Annotated in this window: 24 protein-coding genes; 16 read left to right on the top strand and 8 right to left on the bottom strand. The window is 66.8% G+C overall.

Annotated features, from left to right (window positions below):
• Positions 1-2: 2 nt before the first annotated feature.
• Positions 3-1,025 carry a uroporphyrinogen decarboxylase gene (gene hemE / locus GQY20_RS00420; protein ID WP_157215072.1) on the bottom strand — a complete coding sequence of 341 codons (1,023 nt, stop codon included), beginning with the start codon at positions 1,023-1,025 and terminating at the stop codon, positions 3-5.
• Between the two features lie 289 nt (positions 1,026-1,314).
• Here hemE and GQY20_RS00415 point away from each other — a divergent pair, with 289 nt between their 5' ends.
• The 11 genes from GQY20_RS00415 (at position 1,315) to GQY20_RS00365 (ending at position 8,217) form a co-directional block, all read left to right on the top strand.
• Entirely contained in the window at positions 1,315-2,139 is an 825-nt protein-coding gene (locus tag GQY20_RS00415) for a pyruvate, water dikinase regulatory protein (protein WP_157215071.1), read from the top strand.
• Positions 2,136-2,732, top strand: a complete 597-nt coding sequence (locus GQY20_RS00410) for a Maf family protein (protein WP_157215070.1) — start codon at positions 2,136-2,138, stop codon at positions 2,730-2,732. Before GQY20_RS00415 ends, GQY20_RS00410 begins: the two co-directional genes overlap by 4 nt.
• Positions 2,729-3,565: a shikimate dehydrogenase family protein gene (locus GQY20_RS00405; RefSeq protein ID WP_157215069.1), complete on the top strand. Its 837-nt coding sequence runs from the start codon at positions 2,729-2,731 to the stop codon at positions 3,563-3,565. The genes GQY20_RS00410 and GQY20_RS00405 overlap by 4 nt, the downstream gene beginning before the upstream one ends.
• Before the next feature lie 8 nt (positions 3,566-3,573).
• Positions 3,574-4,188 (top strand): dephospho-CoA kinase, encoded by a 615-nt coding sequence (gene coaE, locus GQY20_RS00400; RefSeq protein WP_157215068.1) that lies wholly within the window; start codon positions 3,574-3,576, stop codon positions 4,186-4,188.
• Positions 4,176-4,889 carry a DNA polymerase III subunit epsilon gene (dnaQ, locus tag GQY20_RS00395; protein ID WP_157215067.1) on the top strand — a complete coding sequence of 238 codons (714 nt, stop codon included), beginning with the start codon at positions 4,176-4,178 and terminating at the stop codon, positions 4,887-4,889. Before coaE ends, dnaQ begins: the two co-directional genes overlap by 13 nt.
• Positions 4,890-4,963: 74 nt before the next feature.
• Complete coding sequence (gene hpf, locus GQY20_RS00390) at positions 4,964-5,542, top strand: ribosome hibernation-promoting factor, HPF/YfiA family (RefSeq protein ID WP_157215066.1); 579 nt, start codon at positions 4,964-4,966, stop codon at positions 5,540-5,542.
• Positions 5,543-5,581: 39 nt separating this feature from the next.
• Positions 5,582-6,052, top strand: coding sequence for a PTS sugar transporter subunit IIA (locus tag GQY20_RS00385; RefSeq protein WP_157215065.1), 471 nt, complete (start codon positions 5,582-5,584; stop codon positions 6,050-6,052).
• The gene (locus tag GQY20_RS00380; protein ID WP_157216089.1) at positions 6,039-6,518 is read left to right on the top strand and encodes a PaaI family thioesterase; all 480 of its coding nucleotides are present in this window, start codon (positions 6,039-6,041) and stop codon (positions 6,516-6,518) included. Before GQY20_RS00385 ends, GQY20_RS00380 begins: the two co-directional genes overlap by 14 nt.
• Entirely contained in the window at positions 6,518-6,862 is a 345-nt protein-coding gene (locus GQY20_RS00375) for a DUF1491 family protein (protein ID WP_232475819.1), read from the top strand. Before GQY20_RS00380 ends, GQY20_RS00375 begins: the two co-directional genes overlap by 1 nt.
• Positions 6,863-7,024: 162 nt before the next feature.
• Positions 7,025-7,681 (top strand): cell wall hydrolase, encoded by a 657-nt coding sequence (locus tag GQY20_RS00370; protein WP_157215064.1) that lies wholly within the window; start codon positions 7,025-7,027, stop codon positions 7,679-7,681.
• 41 nt (positions 7,682-7,722) lie between these two features.
• Positions 7,723-8,217: an MmcB family DNA repair protein gene (locus tag GQY20_RS00365; RefSeq protein WP_157215063.1), complete on the top strand. Its 495-nt coding sequence runs from the start codon at positions 7,723-7,725 to the stop codon at positions 8,215-8,217.
• Between the two features lie 90 nt (positions 8,218-8,307).
• Here GQY20_RS00365 and GQY20_RS00360 read toward each other — a convergent pair whose 3' ends face one another.
• Entirely contained in the window at positions 8,308-8,853 is a 546-nt protein-coding gene (locus tag GQY20_RS00360; RefSeq protein WP_232475818.1) for an ankyrin repeat domain-containing protein, read from the bottom strand.
• A gap of 103 nt (positions 8,854-8,956) precedes the next feature.
• Here GQY20_RS00360 and GQY20_RS00355 point away from each other — a divergent pair, with 103 nt between their 5' ends.
• Genes GQY20_RS00355 through GQY20_RS00345 form a run of 3 tightly spaced genes read left to right on the top strand, consistent with a single transcriptional unit; the run spans position 8,957 to position 10,711 of the window.
• Positions 8,957-9,586 carry an SCO family protein gene (locus tag GQY20_RS00355; protein ID WP_157215061.1) on the top strand — a complete coding sequence of 210 codons (630 nt, stop codon included), beginning with the start codon at positions 8,957-8,959 and terminating at the stop codon, positions 9,584-9,586.
• Positions 9,574-10,017 (top strand): YcgN family cysteine cluster protein, encoded by a 444-nt coding sequence (locus GQY20_RS00350; RefSeq protein ID WP_157215060.1) that lies wholly within the window; start codon positions 9,574-9,576, stop codon positions 10,015-10,017. The genes GQY20_RS00355 and GQY20_RS00350 overlap by 13 nt, the downstream gene beginning before the upstream one ends.
• Entirely contained in the window at positions 9,974-10,711 is a 738-nt protein-coding gene (locus tag GQY20_RS00345; protein WP_198350794.1) for a M48 family metallopeptidase, read from the top strand. The genes GQY20_RS00350 and GQY20_RS00345 overlap by 44 nt, the downstream gene beginning before the upstream one ends.
• Here GQY20_RS00345 and GQY20_RS00340 read toward each other — a convergent pair.
• The 5 genes from GQY20_RS00340 to GQY20_RS00320 all read right to left on the bottom strand — a co-directional run bounded on the left by GQY20_RS00340 (position 10,690) and on the right by GQY20_RS00320 (position 16,093).
• Entirely contained in the window at positions 10,690-12,717 is a 2,028-nt protein-coding gene (locus GQY20_RS00340) for a transglycosylase domain-containing protein (protein ID WP_157215059.1), read from the bottom strand. The two genes, GQY20_RS00345 and GQY20_RS00340, sit on opposite strands and share 22 nt — an antisense overlap.
• Before the next feature lie 80 nt (positions 12,718-12,797).
• Positions 12,798-13,199 carry a peptide-methionine (R)-S-oxide reductase MsrB gene (gene msrB / locus GQY20_RS00335; RefSeq protein ID WP_157215058.1) on the bottom strand — a complete coding sequence of 134 codons (402 nt, stop codon included), beginning with the start codon at positions 13,197-13,199 and terminating at the stop codon, positions 12,798-12,800.
• A gap of 31 nt (positions 13,200-13,230) precedes the next feature.
• Complete coding sequence (locus GQY20_RS00330; RefSeq protein ID WP_157215057.1) at positions 13,231-14,355, bottom strand: NAD(P)/FAD-dependent oxidoreductase; 1,125 nt, start codon at positions 14,353-14,355, stop codon at positions 13,231-13,233.
• Entirely contained in the window at positions 14,334-15,032 is a 699-nt protein-coding gene (locus GQY20_RS00325; protein WP_157215056.1) for a methyltransferase domain-containing protein, read from the bottom strand. Before GQY20_RS00325 ends, GQY20_RS00330 begins: the two co-directional genes overlap by 22 nt.
• Entirely contained in the window at positions 15,029-16,093 is a 1,065-nt protein-coding gene (locus GQY20_RS00320) for a type III polyketide synthase (RefSeq protein ID WP_157215055.1), read from the bottom strand. Before GQY20_RS00320 ends, GQY20_RS00325 begins: the two co-directional genes overlap by 4 nt.
• A gap of 212 nt (positions 16,094-16,305) precedes the next feature.
• On the opposite strand from GQY20_RS00320, the gene GQY20_RS00315 reads away from it, so the two are divergent.
• Positions 16,306-17,328 (top strand): sulfate ABC transporter substrate-binding protein, encoded by a 1,023-nt coding sequence (locus GQY20_RS00315; RefSeq protein ID WP_157215054.1) that lies wholly within the window; start codon positions 16,306-16,308, stop codon positions 17,326-17,328.
• Between the two features lie 131 nt (positions 17,329-17,459).
• Entirely contained in the window at positions 17,460-18,989 is a 1,530-nt protein-coding gene (locus GQY20_RS00310) for a porin (protein WP_157215053.1), read from the top strand.
• 146 nt (positions 18,990-19,135) lie between these two features.
• Here GQY20_RS00310 and GQY20_RS00305 read toward each other — a convergent pair whose 3' ends face one another.
• Positions 19,136-19,531 carry a glycine zipper 2TM domain-containing protein gene (locus tag GQY20_RS00305; protein WP_157215052.1) on the bottom strand — a complete coding sequence of 132 codons (396 nt, stop codon included), beginning with the start codon at positions 19,529-19,531 and terminating at the stop codon, positions 19,136-19,138.
• Between the last annotated feature and the right edge of the window lie 135 nt (positions 19,532-19,666).

Here is a 19,666-nt window from a genome sequence, read left to right as displayed (position 1 = left end):
CCTCACGCCCTCACCAGCTCCAGCAGACGCTCGACATGCGCGATGGGCGTGTCGGGCAGGATGCCGTGGCCGAGATTGAACACATGCGGGCGCTCCGGGAAAGCCCCTCTGATCGCCTTGACCGATGAAAGGAGCGCTTCGCCCCCGGCAATCAGTGCAAGTGGATCGAGATTGCCCTGGACGGGCAGGCCGAGCGGTAGATGGGTATTGGCCCAGGCCGCGTCAACCGTTTCGTCGAGCCCGATCGCATCGACCACCGTTTCGCGGGCATAAGCGGGCAGCTTGCCGCCGGCTCCCTTCGGAAAACCGATGATCGGCGTGTCGGGATGACGCGCGCGCAACGCGGTGACGATGCGTACCGTCGGTGCGATCACCCAACGTTCGAACTCACGCGGAGCGAGGCTGCCCGACCAGCTGTCGAAGAGCTGCACGGCATGCACGCCCGCGTCGATCTGTTCGGCGAGATAATCGACGGTGGCGTCCGCGATCGCATCGATGATCGCACCGAAGGCGACCGGATCGCGATAGGCGTAGCGGCGCGCCTCCGCCTGCTCGCGGCTGCCCTGTCCGGCGACCATGTAGGTCGCGACGGTCCAGGGGCTGCCCGCAAAGCCGAGGAAGGTGGTCTCGCGCGGCAGAGCGGCGGCGACGCGGCGGACCGTCTCGTAGATCGGGGCAAGCCGTTCTGGCGCGCGGGTCAGCGCATCCAGCGCATGATCGACCAGCGGCGGCGCGAGGCGCGGGCCTTCGCCGGCCTCGAAGGTCAGATCCTGTCCCAGCGCATGGGGAATGACGAGAATGTCCGAAAAGAGGATCGCGCCGTCGAAGCCGAAGCGCCGGATCGGCTGCAGCGTCACCTCCGCCGCCGCGGCGCTGTCGTGGACGAGCTCGAGGAAGCCGCCCTTATCGGCCCGGAGCGCGCGATATTCGGGCAGATAGCGCCCGGCCTGGCGCATGAGCCACACGGGCGGAGGGTCTCGCCGCTCGCCGCGAAGCACGGCGAGAAGCGGGCGGGACGGGCCCATAATCAATTCCTTTTTAGAATCTGAAGAGTCTGATGAAGCTAGTAGGGGCATGGATCGCGGGGTTTATTCACAGCGCGCCCGATTGCCAACAGCTTGACTCATCGAGTCATCGCAGCGGGCCGCTGAGTCGGATTCATGATTCCCGTTATCCACAGCCTGCCTTGAATCGTGAATCCACTGTGGAAAAGCCTTGGGGATGAATCCGCATCGCGGGGATCGAATCGATCGCTTGAATCGCTCACCGCCCTTCCGCTAGCTCAATCCCCATGGCTATCCACAGGCTTTGCGCATGATCCGCTTGCATCTCCACCTGCTGTCGGATTCCACCGGTGAAACGCTCGAGAACATCGCCAAGGCCGGGCTTGCCCAGTTCGACGGGGTGGAGACGATCAAGCATTTCTGGCCGATGGTCCGATCGGAAGGCCATCTGGACCGCGTGCTGATGGAGATCGCGCAGCGGCCGGGCCTCGTCATCTATACGCTCGTCAATTCCGACGTACGGCGGAAGCTGGAGACGCGATGCCTGGCGCTCGGCCTTCCCTCGGTCGCCGCGCTCGATCCGGTGATCGAGGCTCTCTCCCGCCTGCTCGGCCAGGAGGCGAAGGCGCGGCCCGGGCGCCAGCATGCGCTGGATGCCGCCTATTTCGCCCGGGTCGATGCCATCCAATATACCATCGCGCATGATGACGGCGTGGCGCCCGAGGATTGGGAAGAGGCGGACATCGTGCTCGCCGGGGTCTCGCGTTCGTCCAAGACGCCGACCTCCATCTATCTCGCCAATCGCGGCTACAAGGTCGCCAACATCCCGCTCGTGGTCGAAAGCCCGCCGCCGCCGTCGCTCTACACGCTGCGCCATCCGCTGGTGGTCGGCCTGACGACCAGCCCAGACCGGCTCATCCAGATCCGGCGCAACCGCCTGCTCTCGCTCAATCAGGCGCCGGAGACCGCTTATGTCGATCAGGAGATGGTCACGGCCGAGCTCGCCTTCGCACGCCGCATCTTCTCCGATCATGGCTGGCCGGTGATCGACGTGACCCGCCGCTCGATCGAGGAGACGGCCGCCGCGATCATCAATCTGGTCAATGAGCGCAATTCGGAGATCAATCCGGAATGACCCTGATCCTCGCCTCCCAGTCGGCCTCGCGGCGCGCGATGCTGGAAGCGGCAGGGATCGCCTTCGAGGCGATGGCGCCGGGCGTCGACGAGGATGCCGCCAAGGAGGCGCTGCGCGCCGAAGGCGTCGATGCGCGGTCGCTCGCCGATGCGCTGGCCGAGCTCAAGGCGACCAAGCTTTCGCAGCGCCATCCCGCCGCGCTCGTCCTGGGCGCCGATCAGACGCTGGCGCTGGACGACGGTACGATGCTCGACAAGCCGGCAAGTCGCGAGGATGCCGCCGCGCATCTGCGCCTGCTGAGCGGCCGGACGCACAGGCTGCTCAGCGCGGCGGTGATCTGCGAGGCCGGCCGGCCGGTCTGGCGGCATGTCGGCATTGCGAAACTCACCGTCCGCAGCCTCTCGGAGTCCTTCATCGCCGCCTATCTCGATGCGGAATGGCCGGCAGTCGGCGGCTGTGTCGGCTGTTATCGCGTCGAGGGACGTGGCGTTCAGCTTTTTGCACGCATCGAGGGCGATCACTTTACTATCATGGGGCTGCCGCTCGTGGCATTGTGCGATTTTCTACGGGCAAGGGGGATATTGGCGGAATGACGGCGCCCTATGCCGAGGTCATCGGCGATCCGATCAGCCATTCCAAATCTCCCGTCATTCATCAGTTCTGGCTCAGGCAGCTCGGCATCGAGGGCCGTTATGGATCGCGCCGCGTGACGCCTGCGGGCCTGCGCACCTATTTCCATGTACGCGGCAATGACGGCGCCTGGATGGGATGCAACGTCACCATCCCGCTCAAGGAGCATGTGGGCAGCCATCTCGACCGGCTGTCGGAGCGGGCCCGCCGCGTCGGCGCGGTGAATTGCGTCCATCGCGACGGGCGTTTCCTGGTCGGCACCAACACCGACGTCGCGGGCGTTGCGCTGGCGATTGCGGGCGCAGCCGCGGACAGGCCGGCCTGCGTGATCGGTGCGGGCGGCGCGGCGCGGGCGGCACTGACCGCGCTCAGGGAACGAGGCCATGGCGATGTGCGGATCGTCGCGCGCGATCCGGCGAAGGGCCGCGCCCTGCTCGATCTCTGGGGTTATGACGGCGCTGCGGTCGCGATCGGCGATGCCGCATCGGCCTTTTCCGAGGCAGGCGTGGTGATCAACGCCAGCCCGCTCGGCATGGCCGGCCTGGCGCCGATGCCGCTGCCGGTGCAGCAGGCGATCGAGGGCACTGCCGAAGGCGCGGTGATCTTCGACATGGTCTATAATCCGATCGATACGGCGCTGCTCGCCGCGGCGCGCCGGCGGGGTCGGATCGCCGTTGACGGCCTGGTCATGCTGGTCGGTCAGGCGCGCGAGGCGTTCGAGCTTTTCTTCGGCTATTCTTCCCCGCGGGACACGGCGAGCGACGCCGCGCTCCGATCGCTCCTCACCGGCGGATAAGCCCTGCGATGATCGTGCTCGGCCTCACCGGCTCCATCGGCATGGGCAAATCCACCGTCGCCGCGATGTTCCGGGAAGCGGGCGTGCCGGTTTTCGATGCCGATGCCGAAGTGCATCGCCTGCAACGGGCCGGCGGCGCGCTCGTCGAGCGGATCGAGGCGCTGTTTCCGGGAACCACCGGCCCGGCCGGCGTCGATCGCGGCGCGCTGGGCCGGCATGTGCTCGGCAATCGCGAGGCGCTGACCCGGCTGGAGCGGCTGATCCATCCCGCCGTCGAGAAGGCGCGGCGGGATTTTCTGCGCCGTCACCGCTCCCGCGCGCTGGTCGTGCTCGATGTGCCGCTGCTCTTCGAAAAAGGCGGCTGGCGACGGGTCGATGCCGTCGTCGTGGTGTCGGCGCCGCTATGGATGCAGCGCCGCCGCGTGCTGCGCCGGCCGGGGATGAGCATGGGCCGGCTGCGCCATATTCTGGGCCACCAGATGCCCGATCATAGCAAGCGCGCGCGGGCGGATTTCGTCATCCCTACCGGTGTCCTGCCGTCGGACACGCGCGCTATCGTGCGTCATCTGATCGCTTGCTTGCGCGCGCGCGGAGTCCGATACTGCCGGGCATGCGCGAAATAGTTTTCGATACCGAAACGACCGGCCTCAGCCCCAAGGATGGGCACCGGCTGGTGGAGATCGGTTGCGTCGAACTGGTCAATCGCGTCGAGACCGGCAACAGCTATCACGCCTGGTTCAATCCGGAGCGCGACATGCCGATCGAGGCGGAAGCGGTGCATGGCCTGTCCGCCGCCTTCCTTTCGGACAAGCCGCTCTTTTCCCACAGCGTCGACGAGTTTCTCGCCTTCATCGGGGACAGTCCGCTGATCGCACACAACGCGATGTTCGATTTCGGGTTCATCAATGCGGAGCTGGAGCTATGTGGCCGGCCCTTGATCCTCGTCGATCGGATCGTCGACACGCTGGCCTTGGCGCGGGGGCGACATCCCGGCGCCAAGCACACGCTGGATGCGCTGTGTACCCGCTACGGCATCGATCGCAGCCATCGCATCAAGCATGGCGCGTTGCTCGACGCCCAGCTTCTCGCCCAGGTTTATGTCGAGCTGACCGGTGGACGGCAGATCGGCCTGATGTTGCGCACGGAGGAGACGACCGCCGCCGGGACGGTGGCGGAACCCATCCGCCTGCGGAACGCGCCGGTTACGATGCGCGTGCCTCGCCCTCATGCGGCAAGCGCGGAAGAACTGGCACGCCACGCTGCATTCATATCGGGATTGAACGACCCGTTATGGCATGCGTTGGCCCCTGTGGTTGACCCTTAGGACCCTCGGGCCTAAGGGCGCCGCTGCTTTCCATCGCGCAGGCGGCGGCGGGGATTGTAACTGGAGGTTGAACGATGGAAATCCGTGTCTCTGGCCATCAGGTCGACACCGGCAATGCGCTTCGCGAGCATGTCGACGAGCGCCTGCAGGGCATCGCCGAGAAATATTTCTCTCGCGCGCTCTCGGCGAACGTGACCTTCGGCAAGGGTCCGCACGACAATCGGTTCGGCTGCGACATCGTCGCCCATGTGATGCAGGGCGTGATCCTGAAGGCCTCGGGTTTCGGCGGTGAGGCGCATCCTGCCTTCGATCAGGCCGCCGACAAGATCGAGACGCAGCTTCGCCGCTATATGCGCCGCCTGAAGTCCCGCCATGGCAACGGCCACGAACCGGCGGCCGCCTATGAGGACAATGCCGGCTATACCGTCTTCGAGGGTGGCTCGGAGCAGGAAGAGGCTGCCGACAATCCGGTGATCATCGCGGAAACGCGGGTGGACGTTCCGGACGCGAGCGTTTCGGATGCGGTGATGATGCTCGATCTGCGCAATACCAACGCTCTGCTGTTCCGGAATTCCGGTACCGGGGCCTTCAACATGGTCTATCGCCGTGACGACGGCACGATCGGCTGGGTCGAACCCCAGCGCGCGGCCTGAGCTGCGTTCACCCACGGCAAGGACGCGCGACGAAAATCGATGGATGATTTGAGCGATCTGCTGTCGCCGCAGGCGGTTTTCGCCGGGCTGGCAGTGCCCAACAAGAAAGCGCTGTTCCAGCAGCTCGCGGCGATCGCGGGCAAGCAGATCGGCCTCGATGCCAAGCTGGTGACCGAGCGGCTCTCCGAACGCGAGCGGCTCGGCTCCACCGGCTTCGGCGGCGGCGTCGCCATCCCCCACGGCAAGATCGAGGGGCTGGAGAAAGTCGTCGGCATGTTCGCGCGCCTGGCGCAGCCGATCGATTTCAACGCCATCGACGATCTTCCCGTGGATCTCGTCTTCCTGCTCCTGTCGCCGCCGGACGCCGGCGTCGATCACCTCAAGGCGCTGGCCCGGGTGAGCCGCCGGCTGCGGGACAAGGCGTTCGTCGCCAAGCTCCGCGGCGCAGGCTCGCCCGACGCGCTTTACGCGCTGTTCGCCACCGGCGAAGCCCGTGATGCCGCCGCCTGACGGCTTCTTCGAAGGGCAGCCCTCCGGGGCGCAGGCGCATTATCGCGCGCTGGAATCGCTGTACCGCGCGGCGCCGATCAATCGTCTGTTCGAATCGAAGCTCGAGATCGTCACCGACGGCCACGCCCGTATCCTGTTCACGGTCGACGAGCGTTTCCACCATGCCGCGGGTGCCGCACATGGGACCATCTATTTCAAGATGCTCGACGATGCGGCCTTCTATGCCTGCAACAGCCTGGTCAGCGACCGCTTCCTGCTGACCACCGCCTTCAACCTGCTGTTCACCAAGCCGATCACCGCGGGCCCGATCGTTGCCGAAGGCCATTGGGTCAGTGGCCGGCGGCGGGTGTTCGTGGGGGATGCCCGGCTGCTCGATTCCGAAGGAGAGGAGGTCGCCCGGGGGACCGGCACCTTCATGCGATCCCGCATTCCGCTCGCTACGCTGCCGGGCTACGCCGGCCGCTGATGATCGAGCCGCGCCTTGCATCGGGCGTTCTCATTTCCTCGTTGATCCGCAGGGTCGAGGCGCGGGGCGGCCATGGCATGGTGCTGTTCAAGGGCGATGCGATTGCCGGCGGCATCGTGGTGGCAGTGCTCGATCGCGGCCGGCCGCTACGGCTGCTCGAACGGACGCATGATCTCGATGGCCGCGCCAAATGGCAGCCCGTTGGTCCACAAGCAATTGAAAAAGAACAAGAAATATCCGAGTATCTAGCTCGCAGGCGGCGAGTGGACCCCGATATGTGGGCCATCGAACTGGATATCGCTGATGGCGAACGGTTCGCCGATGAAATGATCGCATCGGGTTGACTCGATCCTCCTGAGCCCCAAGAGTGGCCCGACCGCAACGCGCAGGGTCGCACCGCATGCCGTTCTTTGCATCGCGGCCCGCGCAGTCGGGGGGAAGATCTGGGGCAATCTGTACTGCGTCCGCCCGGCGTCGATCAGCCCACCGCATGACCTAGAGATTCGATGAGCGATCGTCTGCGCGCCGTATTCGTCGCGGCTGCCCTTTTCTGCCTTGGCATGGTTGCGGTCCCGGCACCGTCCTTCGCCATCGGCTTTTCGGCAGAACCGGCGATCCATCCGGTGACCGGACTGGCCGATACGGCCAATGTGAAGCCCATCCTCTCCAACAATCTGGATGCGATCCAGGTTCCCGCCATCGAAAGCATTGCGTCGCCGGCCGCCGCGATCCCTCCAGCTGGCATCGGGGCTCAGACGCTCGCCCAGCTCGTCGATGCGCGCGAAACCTCCGACACTGTCGATCGCGAGCATGAATGCCTCGCCGGTGCCGTCTATTTCGAATCGAAGGGCGAACCGCTCGAAGGCCAGCTGGCCGTGGCCGAGGTCGTCCTGAATCGGGCGGCTTCCGGCCGCTTTCCCCCGTCCGTCTGCTCCGTGGTATTCCAGCCCGGCCAATTCTCCTTCGTCCGCGGCGGGACCATGCCGACGATCCGCCGCGACAGTCCCGCCTGGCAGGAAGCCGTGGCCGTCTCCAGCATCGCGCGGGACCGCCTGTGGAAGGATGTCGTGCCGAACGCCATGTATTTCCACGCGGCGCGCATCTCGACGAGCTGGGGCAAGCAGCGGGTCGCCCGTCTCGGCCATCACATCTTCTATCGCTGACGGGCTTTCGCCGGTTCGCATTTTGTTCTAGCTTTGCGGGCATGGCCAGTCATGCCCCCGAATCCGCCTGTTTCGATGCAGCGCCGATTGCGGCCGATGTCGCTCGCGGCGTGGCGCGGCTCTTCTTCCGTCAGGATCTGTTCGCCTTGTGCGAGGTGCCGCTCGGCAACGGCCGCCGCGCCGACATCATGGCGATCGACGGCAAGGGCGGCATGACCATCGTCGAGATCAAATGTTCCCGCGCGGATCTGCGCGGTGATCTCAAATGGCCGGATTATCTCGATTATTGCGATCGTTTCTTCTGGGCGGTGCCGCCCGGCTTCGATCTTTCGCCCTTCGAGGAAGACTGGTTCCAGCCGGGTCTGGCCGGATTGATCGTCGCCGATCGCTACGATGCGGCGGTCGTGCGGGAGGCGGCGACACGGCCGCTCGCGGCATCGCGGCGCCGAGCCGAAACGCTGCGGTTCGCCCGGCGAGCGGCGCGGCGCCTGCTGGGCGATCTCGATCCCGGCCTCGCCGAGATCGAATATAGCTGAAGGGAATGAAGCCCAATATCCTCCCCGTTTGAATGAGGATGAAGGGCGGCAATGCCGGGGCGACGCTTTTCCGCGAGCGTGCGAATCATCCTATAGCGACGGCCCCACTATCGATTTGGCCTTTTTCGGCTTGGCCTCGTCGAGCAGCTTCAGGATCGCGCCGGCGCGGGGATCGCGGCTGGCATAATCATGGGCCGACATGCCGGCGATGCGGTCGGTCGCGGTGGGGCTGGCGCCGCCGGCCAGCAGCAGGCGGACACAGGTGACGTCGCGATTCTGCACGGCGGCGATCAGCGGGGTCTCGCCGCGCGAATTGGCGAGATCGACGGACGCGCCGACCTTCACGAGCAGGTCCACGCCCTCGGCAAAGCCGATCCGCGTCGCATCCATCAGCGCGCTGTTGCCTTCATTGTCGCGCATGTCGAGATTGGCGCCCTTCTGGATGACGAAACCCATCCAGTCGAGCGCCTTGCGCTTCGTCACGATGTGCAGCGCGGTATCGCCATTGGAAGGATCGCGCGTGTTGACGATCGTCGATCCGGGTTTGCTCAGGAACTCGGTCGCCTTGGCGCCGTCGCCATCCTTCACCGCCTTGAGGAAGGTGTAGCTGTCGGTAAACTGGGCAGTCGCCGGCACTGCGAGTGCCAACGCTGCGAAAAAGGCAAATATACTGCCTCCTCGCCCTCCAAGCTTCGTCATCTCGACCCCATGTTGCTTGCATGAGCGCGCATAGCAAAGCATGGCTGGCCTTACCATGAATGATGCGATCCCGATGCTGCGGCGATTGGCGCTGGCCTTTTTGCTCGGCGCTGCCCCGCTGGTCCTCTCCGCGTGCGACAAGGCGGGCGGCTCCGGCGCGCCGCCGCTGGAAGGCGCGGCGATCGGCGGCCCCTTCACGCTCGTCGACCAGAACGGCAAGACGGTCTCGGACAGCGATTTCGCCGGCCGCTACCGGCTGGTCTATTTCGGCTATACCTATTGCCCTGACGTCTGCCCGACCGACCTGCAGAAGCTGATGCGCGGCCTCAAGGATTTCGAGGGGAGCGCCCCGGCGCTCGCCGCTAAGGTGCAGCCGATCTTCATCAGCGTCGATCCGCAGCGCGATACGCCGCCGGTGCTGAAGCAATATGTGGCCGCTTTCCATCCACGCCTGATCGGGCTCACTGGCAAGCCGGACGTCATTGCCGACGTCGCCAAGCGCTACGGCATCTATTTCCAGCGCGAAAAGGGCAAGGGCGGGGACGATTATCTGGTCGATCACAGCACCCAAGCGGTGCTGTTCGGACCGGACGGCAAGCCGATCGCGATGTTGCCGCAGGATCAGGGCGACAAGGCGGTCGCCGCGGAACTTGCCAAATGGGTGCATTGAGCCCGCGCTTCTGGGAGACCAAGTCGCTCGATGCGATGAATCGCACCGAGTGGGAGGCGCTGTGCGACGGCTGTGGCAAATGCTGCCTGCATAAGCTGGAAGATGAGGAGACCGGCGATCTCTATCCCACCAACATCGCCTGCCGCCTGCTCGATCGGCGCACGGGGCGCTGTTCGGATTACAAGCATCGCCATGCCTATGTGCCGGAGTGCGTGCGGCTGACCCCTGCCAAGCTGCGCCAGCTCGATTGGCTGCCGTCGACCTGTGCCTATCGGCTGCTGGCCGACGGCGAATCCCTGCCCGACTGGCATCCGCTGATCAGCGGCGATCCCGAGTCGGTGCATCGCGCGGGTGAATCGGTGCGGGGTTGGACGATCTCGGAGGACGATGCGGGGGACTTCGAGAATCACCTTGTCGACCGCAAGCTCTGAACTGGTCTTTCGCGGCGGGGGGCGGGAGCGGCCTCTCGTCGTGCGCCGGATGGCGCAGGCGCGCAGCATGCGGCTCAGTGTCGATCCGCGGGATGGCACCGTCCGCCTGAGCCTGCCGAAGCGGGCGGCGCTGAAGCCGGCGCTCAAATGGGTCGAGGGCAAGCGCGAATGGATCGAGCGGGCCCTCGAAGGGGTTCCTGCTCCCCATCCGATCCGCAACGGCGCGGCGATTCCGTTCGAGGGCGGACTGCTCACGGTCACTTGGTCGGCCGGCGCGCCGCGCACGGTGCGGCGTGAGGGCGACCGGCTGGTGCTCGGCGGCGCGGAGGAATCGCTCGAGCCGCGCGTCCTGCGCTGGCTCAAGCGCGAGGCGCTGGAGCGGCTGGAGCGGGAGACTCGCGCCTGCGCTGAAACGGCGGGGGTCACGGTCGGGCGGGTGTCGATCGGCGATCCGCGCGCGCGCTGGGGAAGCTGCTCGTCGACCGGCGACATCCGCTATAGCTGGCGGCTGATATTGGCGCCGGCCGACGTGCTGCGCGCCACCGTGGCCCATGAGGTGGCCCATCGCCTCCATATGGATCACAGCCCGCGCTTTCACGCTGCGGTCGCCAGGCTCTTCGGGCGGGAGCCGGTCGCCGAGCGCCGCTGGCTGCGTACGCACGGCCCGTCGCTCTATTGCCTGGGTCGTTCCTGACCCGAACGGTCGCGTCCCAGGACGCCATCCAGCCAATGCTGATCCAGCTTGTCCGGCGGCGTCTCATAGTCGCTGCCGGGCGGGGGCTGGTCGTCGGGCTGCTGGCTCGGCGGAGCCATGCCGTCGGGGTCGACCATCTGGCCGTTGTCGGGATGGCCGAAATAGGCCTCGTCGTCAGGCTCTAGCTGCCATTCCGGCAAGGTGACCTGCGTATCGAATTGTTCGACCGGACGTTTCGCGACCGCCACCATCATGAAATCGTGGAAGGCCGCCGCCGGGGCATGGCCGCCCTGCAGGCCGCGCACCGGCTTGGCATCGTCGCGGCCCATCCAGACGCCGGTCGTGATGCCGCTGGAGAATCCCAGGAACCAGCCATCCTTGTTGGACGAGGTGGTGCCGGTCTTGCCCGCGACCGGACGCCCGATCTGCGCGGCGCGGCCGGTGCCGGTATTGACCGCGGTCTGCAGCAGGTCGGTCATCTCGGCAGCGACGCCGGGGGCCACGAGCACGCGGCTATCGTCCACCTTGTGCTGGTAGAGCAGCTCGCCGTCGGCGGTCGTCACCTTGAGGATCGCGTAGGGCGTCACCATCACGCCCTTGCGCGCCACCGAGGCGAAGGCGCGGGTCATGTCGATCAGGCGGACGTCGGAGGTGCCGAGCACCATCGAGGGATGGGTGTTCACCGGCGTGGTGATGCCGAAGCGGCGCGCCATGTCGGCAACCGTGCTGAAACCGACTTCGGCACCGAGCTTGGTCGCCACCGTGTTGATCGAGAAAGCGAAGGCGGTGCGGATGTCGATCGCGCCGGAGAAGCGGCCGGAGCTGTTGCGCGGGCTCCAGCCGTTGATCGTCACCGGTTCGTCGACGATCGTGTCGCTCGGCGTGTGGCCGGCTTCCAATGCGGCGAGATAGACGAACAGCTTGAAGGCCGAGCCCGGCTGGCGGACGGCCTGGGTCGCGCGGTTGTAGATAGACGAGACATAGTCCTTGCCGCCCACCATCGCGCGCACCGCGCCGTCGCGATCCAGCGAGACCAGCGCACCCTGCGCACCGGCGGGCGCATTGGCGCGGATCGCGGCGTCGGCGGCATGCTGCATGCCGAGATCCAGCGTCGTCCAGACGTCGATCGGCTGCACCGTCTCGTCGATCAGCGTGTCGAGCTGCGCGAGCGCCCAGTCGGTGAAGTAGCGGACGCTGTTCTGGCTGCCCTCGGGCGCCAGCGTCACGCCCGCGGGATCCGCGGCGGCCGCTTCCGCCTGGGTGACGCGGCCCGCGTCCAGCATGGTCGAGATCACCACCTTGGCGCGGCCGATCGCGGCCTCGGCATCGGCAGTCGGCGAATAATGCGACGGGGCCTTGACCAGCCCGGCGATGATGGCGGCCTCGGCAAGCGAGAGATGGTTGGCGCTATGGCCGAAGAATCGCCGCGAGGCCGCATCGACGCCATAGGCGCCGCCGCCGAAATAGACGCGGTTCAGATAGAGCTCGAGAATCTCATGCTTGCTGAACTTGCGCTCCAGCGCCAGCGCCAGGATCATCTCGCGGAACTTGCGCGCGAAGGTGCGCTGGTTGGTCAGGAAGATGTTCCGGGCCAGCTGCTGCGTGATCGTCGACGCGCCCTGCACATTATGGCCGGTGCGCACGTTCACATAGGCGGCGCGCGCCATGCCGACGGGATCGACTCCCGGATGCATCTCGAACCGGCGATCCTCCACCGCGATCATGGCATTGCGCATGACGTCGGGAATCTGGTCGTAGGTCAGCCACTGGCCATAGCTCGGCCCGAGCGAGACGATCACCGTGCCGTCGGCGGCGTGCACCCGCACCATCTGCCCGTTGGGCGAGGATTTGAGCTCCTGATAATTGGGCAGCTGCGCCGTCGCGATGAACACCGCGACGACGAGCGCGATCAGCGCCAGGAGACCGGCCACGACAATGGCCTTGCCGGTCGTCACGACGGCTCGCCAGATGGGGCTTTTGGGGGAGCGTTGCTGTTCGGATGCCATCGTTCGAAGCGACCGATTACGCCGGATCGCGTGGCGTCACAAGCGGATGCGTGTGCACGCCGTCCCGGGAAGCGGGCAGCTTATTCCTTCCCGCGGGCGCGAAAGTCGAGCGAGGCCGAATTCATGCAGTAGCGCAGCCCCTCCGGGCCGGGTCCATCCGGGAAGACGTGGCCGAGGTGCCCGTCGCACTTGGCGCAGCGCACTTCCACGCGGCGCATGCCGTGGCTGGTGTCCGCATGTTCGGTCACCACCTGCCGGGCCACCGGTTCTGTGAAGCTCGGCCAGCCGGAGCCGGAATCATATTTGGTGCCGCTGTCGAACAGCCGCGCGCCACAGCCGGCGCAGCGATAGATTCCGTCTTCGTGATTGTTCCAGTAGCGGCCGGTGAAGGCGGGCTCCGTCCCGGCCTCGCGTAGGACGTGATATTGTTGCGGCGAGAGGCGCTTTCGCCATTCCTTCTCGGGCAGATCGATTCGGTCCATCGCCGAAATGTGTGTCGCGCCCAGCGGCCGGTCAATGGCCCGAAAGGGGATTTGGCGGCGTCCCCGCCCGAGTCAGCCGCGCCCCTATGCCGGTAAGTCCGGGAGCGTGGCGAAAGAGTGACAGCAGCCCGGCACGGAGCCGCGGGCGGCGCTCGGCGATGGTCCTGAGAATCCCGGCGATGGCGAGCGGAAGGGCGACCCGGCGGCCGAATCGCGCCTGGAAGCCGATGGCGCCTTCCGGCCCGTCGCGGAGCAGGGACGTTGCAGCGAGCTGTCCGCTGGAGAGCGCGATGGCGATGCCGTCTCCCGCCAGCGACGCGATCACGGCTGCCTGGTCGCCGATCCGGAAGAGCCCGCTCGAGCCGGTGCGGGCGCGCCAGCCATAAGGCACGCCGGCAACCGCGCTCCAACCCCCGATTCCCGCCGCCGCCCCGATCCGGGCAGCGAGCAAGGGCGCCTCCGCCGCGATATCTTCGAGCAGCCGTCCGGGAGTGAGGCCGGCGAATCGCGCCGCCGAGACGGAGAGGCAGAGATTCGCCCGGCCATCCTCCTGCAGCAGCAGGCCGGCATAGCCGCCGTCGAACAGATGCAGCTCGATCACCCCTGCAAGCATGCGTTCCAGCGCGGCGGATCCGGCCAGCGTCGTCCGCAGCCCGATCGCGAGCGCTTCCGGCGGGCGGCCGTGGGGTCGTGCGAGACCGCGCAGCTCATGCTTGCCGGTGGCGAGGAACAGCGCTCCGCAGCCGAACTCGGCGCCGTCGGCCAGCGCGACCCGCAGGCGCTCGTCGTCGGCGCTGCGCAGCCGGACGCCCCCTTCCAGCCCGGCGCCGGCATCGGCTGCGGCGCGCAGCAGCGCGGTATCGAGCGTTCGGCGGCTGAGTCCGGCCGCCCGCCCGGGTAGCGGCGCCGCCGCTTCGGACGTCCCTGCGACGAGTCGCATCCGCTCGATCGGACGCGCGCCGAGCGCCGCCGCGTCGATCCCGAGCGCGCCGAGCTGCTCGAGCGCATCCCAGCCGAGGAACCCTCCGCAGACAATGTCTCGCGCCTCCCGCTCGCGCTCGAGCAGCACGGGCCGCAGCCCCTGCCGCGCCAGCGCGATCGCGGCGGCCGCCCCGGCCGGGCCGCCGCCGGCGATCAGCGCAGCCGTTCGACGCACAGGCGGAAGGGAAAGGCCCGGAAGATTCGCGGCGCTGCGGCTTCCAGACCCGCTTCGGCGAGGATCGCGCGCCATTCGGCCGGGCGGAAGCTGCGGGCGATCGAAAGCTGGCCGTCCTCGCGCACGATCCGGTGCCAGCCCATCAGCCGGGCGAGCAGCGGATAGCCGCGATAGGCGAAGCCATGCCGATGCAGATCGCAGACGAACCAGCCGGCGCGCGCTTCCCGCTCCATGAACTGCAGGAAGGCGAAGAGCTGGTCGTCGCTCATATGATGCGTGACCTGGCTGCTGACGATGAAGTCATAGCCATCGCCGGCGAGATCAAAGCAGTCGCCGGTGCGATAGTCGATGCGCGACGCGGCCGGTGTGGCCGCGCGGGCGACCGGTGCGCTGCGGGGATTGAGATCGATGCCGACCAGTTCGGCCTCCAATCCGCGCTTGCCGGCCCAGCTTTCTATCGTGCGGAGGAGGTCGCCATCGCCGAAGCCGACGTCGAGCAGCCGGAAGGCCGGCCGCTCGCGTGTCGCGCGCGCCAGAAAGGCGAGGATGGGGCGGGCGGTGAAGGTCAGGCGGTTGACCTTGGCGAGATCGGTCAGAACGGCGGCATAGGTCGCGGCATCCAGATCTTCCGCGTCCATCTGCTCGTCCTGGCGCGAGCGGACGGCCAGGCCGGTCATGACGCGGTCCGGAAGCGAAAGCCTTCCATGGCGAGGCCCGGCCCGAACGCCACGGCCACGCCGTCCTCGATGCGGCTCGCGCCCATCAGCGAATCGAGCACGAACATCAGCGTTGCCGACGACATGTTGCCGTAGCGGCGCAATATGTCGCGCGAGGCGGCCAGCGCGGTGGCCGGCAGCGCCAGTGCCTGCTCCACCGCATCGAGGATCGATCGGCCGCCGGCATGGACCGCCCAGTGATCGATCTGGCCGCCGCCGATCCGCGCGCGCAAGGCGTCGTCGCCCAGCGCCCGCCCGATCCGGCCCGGTACTTCGCCCGAAAGGTGCATGGCGAATCCCTGGTCGCCCACCGTCCAGCGAATCAGTTCCGCCGATTCGGGAAGCGTCGCCGCGAAGAACCGCTCGATCGCGATGCCCGATGCCTCCGCGCTCACCAGCGCCGCCGCGGCGCCGTCGCCGAATTGCAGCATGGCCAGCATCGGTTCGATGCGTATCTCCGGCTGGAGATGCAGGGTCGAAAGCTCGACGGCGATCACCAGCACGCGGGCATCCGGCTCGGAGCGCACGATGTGCCGCGCGACCCGCAGCGCGGCGACCGCGGCATAGCAGCCCATGAAACCGATCAGGGTGCGTTCCACATCGTCGGGCAGGCCCAGCCTTGCGGCGATGATCTGGTCGATTCCGGGCGCGACGAAGCCGGTGCAGCTCGCGACCACCAGATGGGTGATGCCATCCAGCGTCGCACGGCTGCGCAGCGCGGCCACCGCTTCCAGCGCGAGGCCAGGCGCCGCGTCGGCGTACAGGGCCATGCGGGCGGACGTCGGCGGCAGCGGCTCCGCTTCGTAAAAGCCGCCGTCCGCCACGGGGGATCCGCCTTCCGGGGTAGGCGGCAGCACCGACCAGCGATGATCGATGCCCGATCGCGCGGCCATGCGCCGGAACAGCGTGCGTTCGCGATCGTCGTCGATGCGCGGCTCCGCCCAGTCGATGAAAGCCGCGTGGATGTCGTGCCCGGGGGCGGCGGTGCCGATCGCGTTGATGAAGGCCGTCGTAGCGTTCACGTCATCCGTCCCAGCGCCCGTCAGCCCATCCTAACCTGCTTGGAACCGGCGCGATACGGCAACGGTTCCGCCCGTGCGTGCGCGCGGTCGACATTGCCCATTCGAGAGGCTGGAACGGCGCAAAAGGGGAGCTATCGGGCATCCCAAGTTTTTCTCTATTTTTTCTGTAGAGTTTCTGAATATTATCGAAACATCAAATCGAGGGGATTTTCATGCGGCCTTTCATCCGGAATTTGGCGGGCGCGCTGGCGGCTTTCGCCACTGTCGCGACCGCCACGACGGCGGCCATCGCCGCGCCGTCGCAACTGCTCAACGTGTCCTACGATCCGACGCGCGAGCTCTATCGCGACGTCAACGCCGCCTTCGCCAAGCGCTGGCAGGCCGCCGGCGGCGATGCCGTCACGATCCGCCAGAGCCATGGCGGTTCGGGCAAGCAGGCGCGATCGGTGATCGACGGGCTGCCTGCGGATGTGGTGACGCTGGCGCTGGCCTATGACATCGACGAGATCGCCAGCAAGGCGAAGCTGCTGCCGGCGAACTGGCAGACCCGCCTGCCCTTCAACAGCGCGCCTTATTATTCGACGATCGTCTTCCTCGTCCGCAAGGGCAATCCCAAGGGCATCAAGGATTGGGACGATCTCGCCCGGCCGGGCGTCGCGGTGATCACGCCGAACCCCAAGACGAGCGGCGGCGCGCGGTGGAATTATCTCGCGGCCTGGGGCTATGCCAAGAAGAAATACGGCAGCGATGCCGCGGCGCGCGATTATATGAAGAAGCTGTTCCGCAACGTGCCGGTGCTGGATTCCGGCGCGCGCGGCGCCACCACCACCTTCGTGCAGCGCGGCCAGGGCGACGTGCTGATCGCGTGGGAGAATGAGGCGTTCCTGGCGGTGAACGAGCTGGGCAAGGGCAAGTTCGACATTGTCGTGCCCTCCATCTCCATCCTGGCCGAACCGCCCGTCGCCTTGGTCGACAAGAATGTCGACAAGCACGGCACGCGCAAGGTGGCGGAAGCCTATCTGAGATATCTCTACTCGCCCGAGGCGCAGGACATCATCGCCAAGAACTATTATCGGCCTCGCCTCGCCTCGGTGGCGGCGAAATATCGCAGCCGCTTCCCGCAGGTCACGCTGCTCACCATCGACGGCAATTTCGGCGGATGGCAGCGGGCTCAAGCCACCCACTTCAACGATGGCGGCCTCTTCGACCAGATCTTCGAAGACGCCAAGCGCTAGACCGCCGGCGCGACGGGCGGCCGGCATGATGCGGCCGCCCGCATGAAGGGGGTGCGGGGGCCGCCGCCGTATCCGGCCAAGAGTTCAAAGGAACGAGGCCGAACGACCGGCCGAACAGGGAAGGACCACCCATGCCTGCACGCCTCATCGGCGTGAGCGCGCTGGCGCTCATCGCCGCAACCCCGGCGCTTGCCCAAAATAAACCGGATCCCGGTGACGCCTTCGCGCTGCCGGCCGAGACGCAGCCGGCGACGTCCGATCAGCAGATCGACACCCGCGCCCCCGCTGACAAGCCGGCCGAAGCGGCGCCCGTCGCCGCCACCGGCGATCCGGTGCTGGATCGGCTGAACGCGCTGGAAGCGAAGATCAAGGCTCTCGAGGCGCGCAATGCGCAACTGGAGGAGCAGTCGCGCTTCAACGAGGATCGCATCGAGAAGGTGGAGACGCGCGCCGCCAAGGCCGTGCAGTTCACCTGGGCGCCCACCCTGTCCGATGTCGGCGGCAACTTCACCTTCAAGCCGCGCGGCATGCTGGAGCTCGACTATGCCGGCTACAACAGCCGGGCCGGCGGTTATCAGTTCAACAACGGCACCCAGATCCGGCGCGGCCGCTTCGGCTTCGAAGGCACTGCCTTCCGTACCTTCGCCTACCGGGTCGAAGCCGAATATGTGAACAACGCCGTCAATCTGCTCGACGCCTATATCCAGTATAACGGCTTCAAGAAGCTTTCGATCACCGTCGGCCAGCAGAAGGCGCCTTACGGGCTCGAGGCCAACACCTCGGATGCGTTCAACACCTTCCTCGAGCGCGGCATGGCCAATGTCGCTTTCGGGGCGGTGGGTGCGGAGCGCCGCGTCGGCGCGACGCTCGCTTATTCGACCGACCATCTCTACGCGACCGTCGGCATCTTCGGCGCCGGCGAGGCGGTGAACCGCAATGCGACGACGCCGGGCGAGACCTACGGCTTCAACGGGCGCGTCGTGTGGGAGCCGATCAACGACACCAACCGTCTCGTCCATGTCGGCGTGTCGGGCTACAAGGTGACCGATTTCGCCGCCAACAGCCTGACGATCGGCGATCGGCCGAACAGCCGCGTCGATGGCGGCCTGATCACCTCGGTCTCGATCACGGGAACCAATCCGGCCAATGGCGTGCAGACCGGCGTCAAGAACGCCACCTTCGTCGGCGGCGAGGCCGCGTTCGTCTACGGCCCCTTCTCCGTGCAGGGGGAATATGACCATCTGACGCTGAATCGCTTCGAGGCCGGCAACCCGAACAACACCAATCTCCATTTCAACGGCTTCTACGTCTTCGGCAGCTTCTTCCTGACCGGCGAATCGCGCAGCTTCCGCGGCGGCGTGGTCGATCGCCTGAAGCCGTTCCGCGATTTCAACCCGCAAAAGGGCAATTGGGGCGCGTTCGAGGTCGCGTTGCGCTACGACAAGCTCAATCTCACCGACCATGATCTGTCGCCGCTCACCCGGGAAGCGACGAGCTGGACGACCGCGCTGAACTGGTATCTGAATGGCAACGTCAAATTCATGTTCAACTGGGTCCGCTTCAAGGGGCTGAACTCGCCGCTCGCCGTGGCGCCGGTGGCGATCAACGGCACCACCGTGAAAGGCGACGTCTTCGGCTCGCGCCTGCACCTGGATTTTTAGGGCCAGTTCTGTCCGCGCGGAGAGGGCGCGGGGTCGCATCCACCCGGCTCGGCCGAGCCGCGGAAAAAGAGGAGGGCCGGATCCGCGAGGATCCGGCCCTCCGCCCTCATACGCTACGCGAGGGCTAACCGAAGGATTGGGCGAGATCAGCAGTCCCGGTCGATCGCGCGCCCGGCGAGGGCGCCTACGCCTGCACCCACGATCGTGCCGGCCGTGCGATCGCCATAGCGGCCGACTGCCGCATTGCCGAGCAGGCCGCCGGCGATCGCGCCGACGATGGTGCCGCCCGTGCCGCGGTCGCAGCGATAGCGATAATGGTGGCGGCCGCCATAATAGCCGTAACCGCGGCCATAATAGCCCCGGCCATAGTAGCCGCCGCGATCATAGCCGCGATAATGTCCTCGATGGCCGTAATAGCCGTCCCCGCGATAGCCGTCATAATAGCCGCCATGGTGATGACGGGCTTCGGCTGCGGTCGGAACGACGGCGGCCGCGGTCAGCGCGGCTGCCGCAACGGCAAGCGAAAGGGGCTTCGCGAACATCGTCTGTCTCCTCGTCGTCCTGTCTTCCTGGCGGGCCGAAACGCGCTGGAGACCGCAAAGTCTCGCCGACGGCTTGCCGGAACATTGCCTTTCTTTCATGATTCGGCTGAGACGAGGCTGAATGCGCATGTCAGC

Origin of the sequence: Flavisphingomonas formosensis, from assembly GCF_009755815.1 — a bacterium.
GTDB lineage: Bacteria > Pseudomonadota > Alphaproteobacteria > Sphingomonadales > Sphingomonadaceae > Flavisphingomonas > Flavisphingomonas formosensis.
The sequence above is the reverse complement of the archived record's forward strand: the minus strand, read 5'-3'. Positions and strand labels throughout refer to the sequence as shown.

Coding starts and splice junctions, on each gene's coding strand:
- hemE (WP_157215072.1), bottom strand. CDS start 1,025: ATGGGCCCGTCCCGCCCGCTTCTCGCCGTGCTTCGCGGCGAGCGGCGA.
- GQY20_RS00415 (WP_157215071.1), top strand. CDS start 1,315: ATGATCCGCTTGCATCTCCACCTGCTGTCGGATTCCACCGGTGAAACG.
- GQY20_RS00410 (WP_157215070.1), top strand. CDS start 2,136: ATGACCCTGATCCTCGCCTCCCAGTCGGCCTCGCGGCGCGCGATGCTG.
- GQY20_RS00405 (WP_157215069.1), top strand. CDS start 2,729: ATGACGGCGCCCTATGCCGAGGTCATCGGCGATCCGATCAGCCATTCC.
- coaE (WP_157215068.1), top strand. CDS start 3,574: ATGATCGTGCTCGGCCTCACCGGCTCCATCGGCATGGGCAAATCCACC.
- dnaQ (WP_157215067.1), top strand. CDS start 4,176: ATGCGCGAAATAGTTTTCGATACCGAAACGACCGGCCTCAGCCCCAAG.
- hpf (WP_157215066.1), top strand. CDS start 4,964: ATGGAAATCCGTGTCTCTGGCCATCAGGTCGACACCGGCAATGCGCTT.
- GQY20_RS00385 (WP_157215065.1), top strand. CDS start 5,582: ATGGATGATTTGAGCGATCTGCTGTCGCCGCAGGCGGTTTTCGCCGGG.
- GQY20_RS00380 (WP_157216089.1), top strand. CDS start 6,039: ATGCCGCCGCCTGACGGCTTCTTCGAAGGGCAGCCCTCCGGGGCGCAG.
- GQY20_RS00375 (WP_232475819.1), top strand. CDS start 6,518: ATGATCGAGCCGCGCCTTGCATCGGGCGTTCTCATTTCCTCGTTGATC.
- GQY20_RS00370 (WP_157215064.1), top strand. CDS start 7,025: ATGAGCGATCGTCTGCGCGCCGTATTCGTCGCGGCTGCCCTTTTCTGC.
- GQY20_RS00365 (WP_157215063.1), top strand. CDS start 7,723: ATGGCCAGTCATGCCCCCGAATCCGCCTGTTTCGATGCAGCGCCGATT.
- GQY20_RS00355 (WP_157215061.1), top strand. CDS start 8,957: ATGGCTGGCCTTACCATGAATGATGCGATCCCGATGCTGCGGCGATTG.
- GQY20_RS00350 (WP_157215060.1), top strand. CDS start 9,574: ATGGGTGCATTGAGCCCGCGCTTCTGGGAGACCAAGTCGCTCGATGCG.
- GQY20_RS00345 (WP_198350794.1), top strand. CDS start 9,974: ATGCGGGGGACTTCGAGAATCACCTTGTCGACCGCAAGCTCTGAACTG.
- GQY20_RS00340 (WP_157215059.1), bottom strand. CDS start 12,717: ATGGCATCCGAACAGCAACGCTCCCCCAAAAGCCCCATCTGGCGAGCC.
- msrB (WP_157215058.1), bottom strand. CDS start 13,199: ATGGACCGAATCGATCTGCCCGAGAAGGAATGGCGAAAGCGCCTCTCG.
- GQY20_RS00325 (WP_157215056.1), bottom strand. CDS start 15,032: ATGACCGGCCTGGCCGTCCGCTCGCGCCAGGACGAGCAGATGGACGCG.
- GQY20_RS00315 (WP_157215054.1), top strand. CDS start 16,306: ATGCGGCCTTTCATCCGGAATTTGGCGGGCGCGCTGGCGGCTTTCGCC.
- GQY20_RS00310 (WP_157215053.1), top strand. CDS start 17,460: ATGCCTGCACGCCTCATCGGCGTGAGCGCGCTGGCGCTCATCGCCGCA.
- GQY20_RS00305 (WP_157215052.1), bottom strand. CDS start 19,531: ATGTTCGCGAAGCCCCTTTCGCTTGCCGTTGCGGCAGCCGCGCTGACC.